The organism is Streptomyces sp. NPDC048057, assembly GCF_040653095.1.
Lineage (GTDB): Bacteria > Actinomycetota > Actinomycetes > Streptomycetales > Streptomycetaceae > Streptomyces.
The window spans coordinates 338,515-351,726 of sequence record NZ_JBEZNF010000001.1 but is presented as its reverse complement, the minus strand read 5'-3'; the positions used below and the strand labels follow the sequence as shown (position 1 = coordinate 351,726).

At 72.8% G+C, this 13,212-nt stretch carries 11 protein-coding genes; 5 read left to right on the top strand and 6 right to left on the bottom strand.

Annotated features, from left to right (window positions below; genetic code table 11):
- Window positions 1-10: 10 nt before the first annotated feature.
- The 3 genes from AB0E05_RS01665 (at window position 11) to AB0E05_RS01655 (ending at window position 2,011) form a co-directional block, all read left to right on the top strand.
- Window positions 11-568: a hypothetical protein gene (locus AB0E05_RS01665; RefSeq protein WP_361956955.1), complete on the top strand. Its 558-nt coding sequence runs from the start codon at window positions 11-13 to the stop codon at window positions 566-568.
- Window positions 565-1,188: a DUF4291 domain-containing protein gene (locus AB0E05_RS01660; protein WP_361956952.1), complete on the top strand. Its 624-nt coding sequence runs from the start codon at window positions 565-567 to the stop codon at window positions 1,186-1,188. Before AB0E05_RS01665 ends, AB0E05_RS01660 begins: the two co-directional genes overlap by 4 nt.
- 184 nt (window positions 1,189-1,372) lie before the next feature.
- Window positions 1,373-2,011, top strand: a complete 639-nt coding sequence (locus AB0E05_RS01655; RefSeq protein ID WP_361956949.1) for an RDD family protein — start codon at window positions 1,373-1,375, stop codon at window positions 2,009-2,011.
- Window positions 2,012-2,085: 74 nt separating this feature from the next.
- On the opposite strand, the gene purH is transcribed toward AB0E05_RS01655, so the two are convergent.
- Window positions 2,086-3,672: a bifunctional phosphoribosylaminoimidazolecarboxamide formyltransferase/IMP cyclohydrolase gene (gene purH / locus AB0E05_RS01650; RefSeq protein WP_361956946.1), complete on the bottom strand. Its 1,587-nt coding sequence runs from the start codon at window positions 3,670-3,672 to the stop codon at window positions 2,086-2,088.
- The gene (gene purN, locus AB0E05_RS01645; RefSeq protein WP_361956943.1) at window positions 3,669-4,322 is read right to left on the bottom strand and encodes a phosphoribosylglycinamide formyltransferase; all 654 of its coding nucleotides are present in this window, start codon (window positions 4,320-4,322) and stop codon (window positions 3,669-3,671) included. Before purN ends, purH begins: the two co-directional genes overlap by 4 nt.
- A 256-nt stretch (window positions 4,323-4,578) precedes the next feature.
- Here purN and AB0E05_RS01640 point away from each other — a divergent pair, with 256 nt between their 5' ends.
- Window positions 4,579-5,349, top strand: coding sequence for a hypothetical protein (locus AB0E05_RS01640; protein WP_361956940.1), 771 nt, complete (start codon window positions 4,579-4,581; stop codon window positions 5,347-5,349).
- An 80-nt stretch (window positions 5,350-5,429) separates the two neighbouring features.
- Here the strand turns inward: AB0E05_RS01640 and AB0E05_RS01635 are convergent, their stop codons facing one another.
- Both AB0E05_RS01635 and AB0E05_RS01630 read right to left on the bottom strand, forming a co-directional pair.
- Window positions 5,430-7,643 carry a VCBS repeat-containing protein gene (locus tag AB0E05_RS01635; RefSeq protein ID WP_361956937.1) on the bottom strand — a complete coding sequence of 738 codons (2,214 nt, stop codon included), beginning with the start codon at window positions 7,641-7,643 and terminating at the stop codon, window positions 5,430-5,432.
- 85 nt (window positions 7,644-7,728) lie between these two features.
- A complete protein-coding gene (locus AB0E05_RS01630) occupies window positions 7,729-9,438 on the bottom strand; it encodes a DUF6350 family protein (RefSeq protein ID WP_361956934.1) in 1,710 nt (569 codons plus the stop codon).
- 167 nt (window positions 9,439-9,605) lie between these two features.
- Between AB0E05_RS01630 and AB0E05_RS01625 the strand changes: the two genes are divergently transcribed.
- On the top strand, window positions 9,606-10,898 hold the full coding sequence (locus tag AB0E05_RS01625) for a sigma factor-like helix-turn-helix DNA-binding protein (protein ID WP_361956930.1): 1,293 nt from the start codon (window positions 9,606-9,608) through the stop codon (window positions 10,896-10,898).
- Between the two features lie 108 nt (window positions 10,899-11,006).
- Here the strand turns inward: AB0E05_RS01625 and sucD are convergent, their stop codons facing one another.
- On the bottom strand, window positions 11,007-11,891 hold the full coding sequence (gene sucD, locus AB0E05_RS01620; RefSeq protein WP_361956927.1) for a succinate--CoA ligase subunit alpha: 885 nt from the start codon (window positions 11,889-11,891) through the stop codon (window positions 11,007-11,009).
- A 21-nt stretch (window positions 11,892-11,912) separates the two neighbouring features.
- Entirely contained in the window at window positions 11,913-13,097 is a 1,185-nt protein-coding gene (gene sucC, locus AB0E05_RS01615; protein ID WP_361956924.1) for an ADP-forming succinate--CoA ligase subunit beta, read from the bottom strand.
- Window positions 13,098-13,212 lie beyond the last annotated feature (115 nt).

Here is a 13,212-nt window from a genome sequence, read left to right as displayed (position 1 = left end):
AGTAGTGGAGATGCTGCACGAAATCGAGGGTGTCGAGCAGGAGCGGGAACGCGTTTCCGAGCGGCCTGAAATCGACCCCGATGTGCCCTTGCTTTCTTACGTCGAAGTGACGGTGGCGGGCTCGCCCGAGGCGTACGCGCACCGGCTGCGCGAGGTCCTGGCGGCGGTGTACGACCTCGCCGTGCAGGAGGACTTCGACGAGGAAGTGGTGTCGGTCGACACCCTTCCGGCGTGGTTCGTGGGCGTGTGCCGGGACGGCGGGGGCACCGAGCCGTTCGCTGCCGACGGCCTCGCCGGGTACGTGGAGCGGACCGGCAGCGGGCCCTGGGAGATCCAGGACTGGCTGTCGCGCTTCGACCCCGAACTGGAGTCGCGGGGCTGGGCGTTCTGGGACCTGACCGCGCCGCGGGACGGCGGGGACCGGGTGCGGCTGTGGGCGGACACCTGGGGCGAGCCGTTCTTCTCCTGGGAGGAGCTGCGCTTTTTGACGTACGTCTGCGGGGCGCGCGCCGTCGAGGACCCGGCGCTGGCGAAGCCGCAGGTGTGGGCCGGGGAGACGTCCGCATGACCGACGCCGTCCCCGACGCCGCCGCGGTCGTCCCCTCGCACCAGGTCCGTGCGGTCTTCACCGAGGAGACCATCACGGTCTACCAGGCGTACGCGACGCGGATCGCGGCCCCCGCGCTGAAGGCCGGCACCTTCGTCGATCCGTTCAAGCGCACCCGGATGACCTGGATCAAGCCGTCCTTCCTGTGGATGATGTACCGCTGCGGCTGGGGCACCAAGCCCGACCAGGAGCGGGTCCTCGCCCTCGACATCACCCGCGCGGGCTTCGAGTGGGCGCTGTCCCGCGCCTGCCTCAGCCACTACGACCGCACGCGCTTCGCCACCGAGGCGGAGTGGCGCACGGCCCTCAAGTCCAGCCCGGTCCGCGTCCAGTGGGACCCCGAGCGCGACCTCGGGCTGAACCCGCTGCCGCACCGCGCGATCCAGATCGGGCTGTCGGGCGAGGCGGTGGAGCACTACGTGGACGACTGGATCACCGCCGTCCGGGACGTGACGCCGCTCGCCCACGAGGTGCGCGCGGCCGTGGTCGCCGGCGACCGGGCCGCAGCCGAGGCGCTGTTGCCCGCCGAGCGCCCGTACCCGCTCCCCGCGGACCTCGTCGAGCGCGTCGGAAAGTCCTGAAACCGCAGGTTGCACTTGCACAACACCTGAACGCGCCGACTGGACAAAGCGTCCGCGACGCCAGCACGATGTGGGGGAACAGGACAGCGCCGCGGCGAAACACGGGGGGAACACCGCGAAGCCTGTTCTCCCGTCCTCCCGCTGGACCGCGGAGTCCCCGCACTTCCCACGGAGGAACCTCCCCATGAGCTTCGGCGACCCGAACAACCCCTACGGCCAGCCCCAGGGGCAGCAGCCGGGCGGGTACGGACAGCCCCAGCAGCCGGGCTACGGACAGCAGCCCGGAGGCTACGGGCAGCCCCAGGGGCAGCCGGGTTACGGCTATCCGCAGCAGGGGCCGCCCCAGCCCCAGCAGAGCCAGTACGGATATCCCCAGGCCCCGCCCGTCCAGCCGTACGACGCCTACCAGCAGCCCGGCTACGGCGGCGGGATGCCCGAGCTGGCGCACTGGGGCCTGCGCGTCGGCGCGTTCCTGATCGACGGTCTGATAACGGCCGCGCCGTACATGGTGGTCAGCCTCGCCACGCGCATGTCGCCCATCCCCCTCCTGGTGACGCTCGCCTGGATGATCGGCGCCTCCCTGTGGATCGCCCACCGCGAGGGCACCACCGGCCAGTCCCCGGGCAAGAAGGTCCTCGGCATCAAGCTGCTGCGCGAAAGCGACGGCCAGTTCGTCGGCTTCGGCATGGCCTTCGTCCGCCGCCTCGCCCACATCATCGACGGCCTGCCCTGCTACCTGGGCTACCTGTGGCCCCTGTGGGACGACAAGAAGCAGACGTTCGCCGACAAGATCTGCTCGACGGTGGTCATCAAGTCCGACTGAGCGACCGGCTGCACGCGCGAAGGCCGCGCCGCCCTCTCCGGGTGGCGCGGCCTTCGCGTGCGTACCGCGGCCGATCAGTGGAAGAAGTGGCGCGTCCCCGTGAAGTACATCGTCGCGCCCGCCTTCTGCGCCGCCTCGACGACCAGTTCGTCCCGGACCGAACCGCCCGGCTGGACGATCGCCCGCACCCCGGCGTCGATCAGGATCTGCGCGCCGTCCGGGAAGGGGAAGAACGCGTCGGACGCCGCGTACGAGCCCTGCGCCCGCTCCGCGCCCGCCCGCTCGACCGCGAGCTTCGCCGAGTCGACCCGGTTGACCTGCCCCATGCCGACGCCGACGGAGGCGCCGTCCTTGGCGAGCAGGATCGCGTTCGACTTCACCGCGCGACAGGCGCGCCAGGCGAACGCCAGCTCGGCCAGCTCCGCCTCCGACAGCGGCTCGCCGGTCGCCAGGGTCCAGTTCGCCGGGTCGTCGCCCTCGGCCTGGAGCCGGTCGGTGGCCTGGAGCAGCGCACCGCCCTCGATGAGCTTCACCTCGACGGGCGACGCGGGCGCGTCCGGGCAGCGCAGCACCCGGATGTTCTTCTTCTTCGCCAGCACCTCGACCGCGCCGTCCTCGTACGCCGGGGCCACGATGACCTCGGTGAAGATCTCCGCGACCTGCTCGGCCATGGCGACCGACACCGGGCGGTTCACCGCGATGACGCCGCCGAAGGCCGACAGCGGGTCGCAGGCGTGCGCCTTGCGGTGCGCCTCGGCGACGTCCGCGCCGATCGCGATGCCGCACGGGTTGGCGTGCTTGATGATCGCGACGCACGGCTCGGCGTGGTCGTGCGCGGCGCGCCAGGCCGCCTCGGTGTCCGTGTAGTTGTTGTACGACATCTCCTTGCCGTGCAACTGCTCGGCCGCCGGCAGCCCGCCCTTGCCGTTGACGTACAGCGCGGCGCCCTGGTGCGGGTTCTCGCCGTAGCGCAGCACGCCGGCGCGCTCGTACGTCGCGCCCAGGAAGTCCGGGAAGTGCCCTTCCCCTTCGCCTGCCGCACCGTCAGTGGGAGCCTGCGCGGCGAACCAGGACGCCACGTCGACGTCGTACGCGGCGGTGTGCGCGAAGGCCGCGGCGGCGAGCCGGCGGCGCGCGGCCAGGTCGAAGCCGCCGTCCTCGACGGCCGCGAGCACGTCGGCGTACCGCTCGGGGCTGGTGACCACCGCGACCGACGGGTGGTTCTTCGCGGCGGCGCGGACCATGGAGGGGCCGCCGATGTCGATCTGCTCGACGCACTCGTCCGGGCTGGCGCCGGACGCGACGGTCGCACGGAACGGGTACAGATTGACGACGACCAGGTCGAACGGCTCCACGCCCAGCTCTGCGAGCTGCTCGCGGTGCGCGTCGAGCCGCAGGTCGGCGAGGATGCCGGCGTGGACGCGCGGGTGCAGCGTCTTGACCCGGCCGTCCAGGCACTCGGGGAAGCCCGTCAGGTCCTCGACCTTGACCACGGGCACGCCCGCGGCGGCGATCTTCGCGGCGGTGGACCCGGTGGAGACGAGCTGCACGCCCGCCCCGTGCAGACCGCGGGCGAGGTCTTCGAGGCCCGTCTTGTCGTACACGCTGACCAGCGCCCGCCTGATGGCGCGCTTGCCGCTCGCGGCAGCCTCAACACTCACGGGAAAACAACCTTTCGTCCCTCGATGCGGTAGCCGTCACGGGCCAACCGCCCGACGACCTCGACGAGCAGCACTCGCTCGACTTCCTTGATCCGCTCGTGCAGAGCGGCTTCGTCGTCCTGCTCCCGGACCTCCACCACGCCCTGCGCGATGATCGGCCCGGTGTCGACCCCGTCGTCGACGAAGTGGACGGTGCACCCGGTGACCCGGGCGCCGTACGCGAGCGCGTCGCGCACTCCGTGGGCACCGGGGAAACTGGGCAGCAGGGCGGGGTGCGTGTTGACGCAGCGCCCGCCGAAGCGGGCGAGGAACTCCTTGCCCACGATCTTCATGAACCCGGCCGACAGGACGAGGTCGGGTTCGTACGCGGCGGTGGCCTCGGCCAGCGCGCGGTCCCACGCATCGCGGGTGGGGTGGTCCTTCACCCGGCAGACGAACGTCGGCAGCCCGGCGCGCTCGGCGCGCTCCAGACCGCCCGCGCCGTAACGATCCGCCCCGACGGCGACGACGCGTGCGCCGAAGCCGTCCGGGTCGGCCTCGATCGCGTCGAGGAGGGCTTGGAGGTTCGTACCGGATCCGGAGACGAGGACGACGATCCTGGCTGGCCGGCGGGCCTGCGCGTCGTCGGGTCGGGCGGAAGCGGGGGCCACGGCGGATCTCTTTCGGGTACGGCGTGCGGGTGCGCACGGTTTTGTGTGGTCGTACGAACGAATCGCGTCCCTCGATACGGGGAACTCTACGAAAGGGCCGACCGTCAGCAACGATACCGGCACCAAGGAAGGCCCCCGGGGGACGGGGGCGCGGCCGGGAGGTAGCGTCAGGGGACAACCACCCGTCCCCCGACGGGCACGAGACGACGACACAAGACCCCAGGTGCACCGGGTCTGAGGGGAAGACGTTCACCAGATGCGGGACCGACGCCGCCGTACGGACCTCCTGTTGCCGCGGGAGCGCCAGTCCACCGACGACAACAACCCCTTCGCGCCGCCGCCCGAGGGCCGGCCCGACCAGCCCTGGCAGCCGCGCCGCCCGGACGAGGCGAACGGCTCACCAGGCGCCGACGGATCGAACGGCTCCGACGGACCGGGCTCCTCGGATTCCTCCGGCTCTTCCGACTCCTCCGGCAGCGGCCGTACGGGCTGGGGCAGCCAGTGGAGCAGCCGCCAGCCCGGCCGCTCGTCCGGCGGCGGCTTCGGCGGCCGTGCCGGCGGATCCTCCGACAACAACGGCTCCTCCCAGGGCCCCGGCCTGCGCTGGGACCCCACGGACCCGGCCCAGCGCCGCGCGCGGTACGCGCTGCTGGCGGGCATGTGGGCGTTCTTCTTCGTCCTCTTCGACTTCACGGAGATCGCGCTGCTGCTGGGCGCGCTCGCGATGTACTGGGCGATCAGCTCCCTGCGCGCCAAGCCGAAGCGCCCGGACCCGACGTCCTCGACCCCGTCGGCGTCCCCGTCCCCCGCCCCCCAGACGGCCAGCCGCACCCAGCGGACCTCCGCGATCACCGGCCTGGTGATGGCGTCCCTGGCCCTCCTGGTCGTCGCCTCCACGTACGCGGTCCAGCTCGTCTACCAGGACTTCTACACCTGCGAACGCGACGCCCTGACGAAGGCGGGCCAGGTCTCCTGCAACAGCAAGCTCCCGGAGCCCCTGCGCGAGGTCTACGGCGTGAAGGACTGACGCCCAGCACCCTTCGTCGCCCGGTGTGTGGGTGCCCCCGCTGGGGCACCCACACACCGGGCGCTTTACGTCAGGCCGCGTCAGTGGATCGACGTGAAGGACTTCCAGCCCGTCCCGATCTTCACGCCGCGGGTGACCCCGCCCGTCCCGTTCCCGGCGTACCGCATCAAGTCACCCGCCGCCGTCCGGCCGACGACGTCGTCCTTGCCGTCGCCCGTCAGGTCGCCGAGGCCGACGATGTCCTTGAAGCCGCCCCATCCCGTGCCGATCTTCACGCCCCCCTGGAGCGTGCCCTGGCCGGTGCCGAAGTAGCGGTAGAGGTCACCGGTGGGGGTGCGGGCCAGGAGGTCGGCGCGCTGGTCGCCGTTGAGGTCGCCCGCGCCGACGATCGTCAGCGACTTCCAGTTCGTACCGATCCGGCCCGCCGCGGTGATGCCGCCGGTCCTGGTGCCGCTGTAGAGGCGGAGGTCCCCGGTGGCGGCGTGGCGGGCCACCAGGTCCGGGATGCCGTCGCCGGTCAGGTCGCCGGAGTACGTCAGGGCGTCGAAGCCGCTCCACCCGGTGCCGATCCTGGTGGCCGGTGACTGCGGCGTGACCACGGTGCCGCGCGGTGCGCCGTAGCGGTGCAGGGCGCCCGAGGCGTCCCGGACGAGGACGTCGTTGGCGCCGTCGCCGTTGAGGTCGCCGAAGGGGACGAGGGTGCTGCCGGTGGGCCAGGTGCCCGCGCTGACCTTGGCGCTCACGGTCTGCGCCGCATTGCCCTTGTAGATCGTCACCGCACCCGTCGAGGAGCGCGCGAACAGGTCGGGGAACCCGTCGTCGCCCACGTGGTCCCGGTGCTCCGCCGCTGGCTTGGACGGCGTCGTCAGCCCGGTGCCGGCGCTCCACAGCTGCCAGGCCGTGCTGCTGTTCCGCCGGTCCCACACGAGGGTGGACTCGCCGCCCCGCCCGGTGGAGCCGATGCCGCTCTCGTACGTGCCGGACTGCCCGATCTCGGTGGGCTTCGACCACGCTCCCCCGACCCTGGCCGCGGTGAACACGTCGGAGACGTTCGCGACGTCCGTCCACTCGCTCCAGTACGCGTGGACCGTGCCGTCCGCGCCGACGCTGGCGTGCCAGCCGTTGGACGTCTGGTTGGTGGAGAGCGTGACGGTCGGGCCCCAGGTGCCGTCAGCCGCGCGGGTCGCGGTCCTGGTCGACCCGGTCTTCGGGTCGCCGGCGCCCCAGGCGATCGCGGACCAGACGTAGGTGACCTCGCCGGCGGCGCCGATCAGCGGGTCGCTGACGCGCTCCGTGTTCTGGGGGACGTCCTCGGCCGCTCCCCACGCGGCGCTGCCGGCCGGCCGGTACGCGAACTGGTGGCGGTCCTTGGAGACGTTGTTCCCGTCGAGGACGTTGCTGGACCAGCCCAGGACCGCGGCGCCGTTCGCCCCCCGACTCAGGACGGAACGGAGCGACGGGTTCTCCTTCACCGAGCCGCCCACGACGGTCGGGGTGCCCCAACCGGTCGCGCCGGCGGCCCTGGTGAGCACGTGCACGCCGTTCTCCCCGGCGTCGGGCGAGCCGTACACGTCCCACGCGAGGGTGACCGTGCCGTCGGGCTCGACGAGCGCCGCCGGGGCGCTCGCGCGGTCCTCCGCCAGGACGAGCGGGGTCGACCACGCGCCGCCGCTGCCCTGGCGCTCGGACACGTACAGCTTGGAGTCCGTCGCCCCGTTCGGATGGCTGACGACCTCGTCCGTCCACAGGGCCACGAGCTTGCCGCTCGGGCTGCCGGCGAGCGTCATGTTGGTCGCCCAGCCGGCCCGGGCGATCTGGGTGGCGGGCGTCCACGTGCCCGGCCCGGAGGCCGTGCCGGACAGGGTGGACATGGTGAGAGACCAATCGGACCCCGTCTTCTGGAGCCAGGACAGGGTCACCGAGCCGTCGTCGGAGGCGAGGAGTTCGCCGCCCACGGGCGAGCCGGTGGCCACCCGGCGGGCCGGCGCCCACTCGGTGCTCTTCGCGGGGCGGGTGGCCGCCCACAGCTCCCAGGAGTCGGGGGTGCCGGTGTTGCGGTGCCAGACGGCGACGGCCGATCCGTCGGACGCGGTCGTGACGTCCAGGACGCGGGCGTTGCCGTCGGCGGCGGTGAACGGCGCGGGAGTGCTCCACGGTCCGACGGCCGTCGCCGCCACGGCCGTCGCCACCGTCGTCGCGCTCGGTGCGGCCACGGCCGCGTTCGTACCGACGTACAGGCCCCCCAGCGTCAACGTCGGTATCAGCGCGGCCGTGATGGTTCTCTTCGTGCGCAAGGTGCGCCCCTCCCTGTTCGATTATGGGTGGAGGGACATTAACAGGGCTGGCACGCCTCTGGCCTGGGGAAATTCTTCGACCGCGCTAGCGCTTCCCGTCGGGGTCGTTCGGCCACGGGCTCGGCGGCGCGGCCCACGGGCGCGACGGGTCCGCCGGAGGCAGCGGGGACGGGGTCGGGCGGTCCGCCCAGGAGTCCAGGGGGAGGAAGTCGTACGGGCCGTCCTGCGCGTCCAGGACCTCCAGCGGGTCCCGGCCCTCCAGCGCGTCCAGCGGGCTCAGCGGCGGCTTCGGCTGTTCCGCGGCGGGCGCCGGCGCCTTCGGCCCGGGCTGGGCGCGCTTCATGCTCTTCAGTTTGCTCAAGCCCCTGGTCAGTGGCTTCGGTTGGGCCGTGACGGGGGGCGTCTTCACGGGTGGCGCGGTCACGGGCGTCCGCACGGGCGGTGCCTTCAGTGCCTCCGCGGGCTCCGCCTCGAAGCCGCGGCCCCGCCACGCCCGCACCCCCAGCGCCATCGGCACCCCCAGCGCCCCCGTCCACACCAGCGCTGCCCCGCCCATCAGCCACCACGCGGGGCCGAACTCGGCGAGGCGGTGGGTGCCCAGCGGGCCGCTCGCGAACGCGGCCAGGACCGCGGCGAGGGCGCCGCAGCCCGCCGCGCCCAGCAGGGCGTTCGCGGCCGTCCGGCGCACCGTCGCGCCCCGCTCGCCGGCGCCGAACCAGCCCACGGCCAGGCCCGCGAGCACCGGCACCGCCGCGCTGGACCAGTTCAGGGGGGTGCCCGGGCCCTGCGCCGGGACGATGGCGACCAGCGGGAAGTGCGGCAGCGCGGGGTCCCCGTACAGCGCGAGCGGCGTCGCCGTCGCCTCCGTGCCGAGCGCGAAGCCCGGGCCGAGTCCGTACGACGCGGCCCACACCGCCGCATTGGGCACGAGCACGATCCCGAGGAAGAGGACGGCGAGCCGCCCGGACCACTCGTCGGCGAGGTGCAGGAAGGAGTCCTGCGTGGCGTCCGCGTGCCAGACCAGCGACGACGCCACCAGCACCGCCCCGCCGCCGAGCAGGACGAGCGCACCGGCAGCCGCCGCGCGGGCGGCCACCGCGGCCCGGGCGCCGGTGAGCCAGAGCCGTACGTCGTCCCACGACGGCCACCGCTTCGACGCCGCTGACGCCGTTCCGGACGTCTCGGTCGACGTCGAACCGGCCGACATCGACCCGGTCGGCGGAGCCATCAGGCGGCCGTTCGCCGTCCACGCCCCGGTCGCCGCCGCAAGGAACGTGAACAGCGGCAGGTGGAACAGTGCGCTCCGCGGATCGGGGACGAGCGTGCCCTCGCCCGCGTACACGGTCGCGCACGCGGCGACGAGCAGATAGCCGGTGGCCACCCCCCACACCGCGGTCCGGGTCGACGGCCGCGGTCGCAGCCCGGCGTCGTCCGGCGTCAGGGCGTCGCGCACGGCCCGGTGGGCGAGCCAGGCGGGCAGTGCGGCGAGCAGCAGCGGGACGACCCCGACCGGGGCGGGGGCTCCGTACAGCGTCTCGACGCGGACGAGTTCCGTGCCGTGCGCCAGCAGCCACAGCGAGGCGGCGACGTGCAGGGCGCCGTCGGGGCCGCTGTCCGGGTAGGGCGAGCTGATCCACAGCACCATCACCAGGACGGTGAGCGCGCCGAGCCCGAGCCCCGCGGCGGTGGCGCCGCGCAGGAGGCACCTCACCAGCGCGGCTCGGTGCCCGCCCTGGACGAGGACGGTCTGCGGGAAGTCGGTGGAGGCCGGGCCGTGTTCCGTCGTCTGGGTCACGCGGCCATGCTCCCAACGACACGCGCTTTCGCGGCGTAACGGGCGAATGGCCGTTGTGTCGCTCAATATACGCTTATGTACTTTTCTGATAAGTGCACCGCACTGGTGAGTCCGCGCCCGAAAGGCCCGTGCCCGATGGGCCCGCGCCCCGGCCACGGGGGCGCGCCATGACCCAGAGCACCGCCCCGTCTCCGGAGACTCCCCTGCCCACCCCGAAGGAACGGCGCAGGCTGCGCGAGGCGCTGTCGCTGAGCGAGGAGCAGGTGGCCAACGCCGTGGGCGTCACGAAAGCGACCGTCCGGGCATGGGAGACCGGCCGCAGCGACCCGCGCGGACGCCGACGGGAGGCGTACGCGAAGGTGCTCGCGCGCCCCCTCCCGTCGAACGCAGCGAGTACGCCCGACCCGTCGAGCGAACCGGCCGCGCCGACGGCGTCGACAGCACCGGTCGCAGCGACCACGGCGGCTACGGCACCTATGGCACCTACGGCAGTCGAACCGGCGGGGGCGGACGGGACGGACAGGACAGGCGCGACGGACGGGACGGACGGGATGGACGCGGCTGTGCCACGGGCCGAGGAAGCCGTTGCGCCGAGCCCTCCCCCGCCTCCGCCCCTGCCCCCGGCCCCGCCTGCGCCGTCATCTCCGCCGGCCCTCGGCCTCACCCCCGCCGAAGCCTTCGACGCCCTGTACGCGCACGCCGCGTCCGACCTCGTACGCCAGGTCTATCTGCTCACGGGCCGGCAGCAGCTGTCGCACGAAGCCGTCGAACGCGCCTTCCACATCGCCTGGCAGAACTGGCCGAAGGTCGCCCAGGACCGCGACCCGATCGGCTGGGTGCGGGCCGTCGCGTACGAGCTGGCGCTCTCGCCCTGGCACCGGCTGCGGCCCGCGCACCGGCACCCCGAGAGCCCGCCGCTGGACAAGGCCGGACGCGAACTGCTGGACGCCCTGCTGGAGCTGCCGCCGGCGTACCGCCGCACCGTCCTGCTGTACGACGGGCTCGGCCTGGACCTGCCCGAGACGGCGGCGGAGACGGAGGCCACCACCCCGGCCGCGGCGAACCGGCTGCTGCACGCGCGCGAGGTGCTCGCCGAACGGCTGCCGCACCTGGCGGCGTCGCCGGAGGCGCTGCGGGAACAGTTGGGCGTGCTCGTGGCGGCCGGGCCGCCGCCGCGGCCGGCGCCGGCGGCGACCGTGCGGACCACCAGCGAGCGCCGGGCCTGGTTCTGGACGCGGGCCGCGCTGACCGTGACCGTGATGATCATGGGCGCCACGGGGATGACGCTGGCGACCGCGCCGACGCGGTACGTACCGGAGATCGCCCCCGCGCAGCGCGTCGGCGGCGTCCCCGGCCACGCCGGTCCCCCGCAGCTCGGCCCGCAGGAGACGGCGCTGCGGGACATGCTGCGCGACCTGCCCGGCAGCGGCCCGGGCAAGCTGGTGCCGCAGATCGAGTGAGCGCGGGCGGGAACGCGTGTGGGCCCGCGCTCCGTGCTGGAGTGCGGGCCCACACGCGTCGTGCGTCAGCCGTCAGCCCGTCGGGCTTCGGCCGTCAGGCATCGGGCGTCACGCGGAGAGGATCTCCCGCGCGAGCTTCGCCGTCTCGGTCGGGGTCTTGCCGACCTTGACGCCGGCGGCCTCCAGGGCCTCCTTCTTCGCCTGCGCGGTGCCGGACGAACCGGACACGATCGCACCGGCGTGGCCCATCGTCTTGCCCTCGGGGGCGGTGAAGCCCGCGACGTAGCCGACGACCGGCTTGGTCACGTTCGCCTTGATGAAGTCGGCCGCGCGCTCCTCGGCGTCGCCGCCGATCTCACCGATCATCACGATGAGCTCGGTCTCCGGGTCGGCCTCGAAGGCCGCGAGCGCGTCGATGTGGGTGGTGCCGATGACCGGGTCGCCACCGATGCCGACGGCCGAGGAGAAGCCGATGTCCCGCAGCTCGTACATCATCTGGTACGTCAGCGTGCCGGACTTCGACACCAGGCCGATGCGGCCCGGCTTGGTGATGTCGCCCGGGATGATGCCGGCGTTGGACTGGCCGGGGGTGATCAGGCCGGGGCAGTTCGGGCCGATGATCCGGGTCTTGTTGCCCTTGGCGACCGCGTACGCCCAGAAGGCGGCGGAGTCGTGCACCGCGATGCCCTCGGTGATCACGACGGCCAGCGGGATCTCGGCGTCGATGGCCTCGATCACGGCGGCCTTCGCGAAGGCCGGCGGCACGAAGAGGACGGAGACGTCGGCCCCGGTCTCCTTCATCGCCTCGGCGACCGAGCCGAAGACGGGCACGGAGGTGCCGTCGAAGTCGACGCTGGTGCCGGCCTTGCGCGGGTTCACACCGCCGACGACGTTGGTGCCGTCGCCCAGCATCAGCCGGGTGTGCTTCATGCCCGTGGCACCGGTCATGCCCTGGACGATGACCTTGCTGTCCTTGGTCAGGAAGATAGCCATGGTGGTGGTGTTCCTCGTCCCTTACTTCGCAGCGGCCGCGGCGAGCTCGGCAGCCTTGTCGGCCGCGCCGTCCATCGTGTCCACCCGCTGAACGAGCGGGTGGTTGGCGTCGGAGAGGATCTTGCGACCGAGCTCCGCGTTGTTGCCGTCGAGACGGACGACCAGCGGCTTGTTGACGTCCTCGCCCTTGGACTTCAGCAGCTCCAGGGCGCGGACGATGCCGTTGGCGACCTCGTCGCAGGCGGTGATGCCGCCGAAGACGTTGACGAAGACGGACCGGACGTCCGGGTCGCCCAGGATGATCTCCAGGCCGTTCGCCATCACCTCGGCGGACGCGCCGCCGCCGATGTCGAGGAAGTTGGCGGGCTTGACGCCGCCGTGCGCCTCGCCGGCGTAGGCGACCACGTCCAGGGTGGACATGACCAGACCGGCGCCGTTGCCGATGATGCCGACCTCGCCGTCCAGCTTGACGTAGTTGAGGTCCTTCTCCTTGGCGGCGGCCTCCAGCGGGTTGGCCGCGGCCTTGTCCTCCAGGGCGTCGTGCTCCGGCTGACGGAAGTCGGCGTTCGCGTCCAGGGACACCTTGCCGTCGAGCGCGATGACCCGGCCGTCGGCGACCTTGGCCAGCGGGTTGACCTCGACGAGGAGCGCGTCCTCGGCGACGAAGGTCTTCCAGAGGGTGACCAGGATCTCGGCGACCTGGTCGGCGACCTCGGCCGGGAACTTCGCCGCGGCGACGATCTCGGCGGCCTTCTCCGCGGTGACGCCGACGCTGGCGTCGACCGGGACCTTGGCGAGGGCCTCCGGCTTGGTGGCCGCGACCTCCTCGATGTCCATGCCGCCCTCGACGGACGCCATGGCCAGGAAGGTGCGGTTGGTGCGGTCGAGGAGGTACGAGACGTAGTACTCCTCGGCGATGGCGGGAGCGGTCTCCGCGATCATCACCTTGTGGACCGTGTGGCCCTTGATGTCCATGCCCAGGATCTGGCCGGCCTTGTCGACCGCGTCATCCGGGGTGGTGGCCAGCTTGACGCCGCCGGCCTTGCCGCGCCCGCCCACCTTGACCTGCGCCTTGACGACCGACTTGCCGCCCATACGCTCGGTCGCCGCGCGCGCTGCGTCAGGCGTGTCGATGACTTCACCGGCCAGCACCGGTACACCGTGCTTGGCGAAGAGGTCCCTCGCCTGGTACTCGAACAGGTCCACGCGGGTCCGTCCCTTTTCTAATGATCGCGGTTCGTTGTCTGCGTGGGCGTGCCGCGGAGGGCAACGTGACTGCGATCGTCACAAGGAAGGCGTACACGGTGTCCGGCACGCGGCA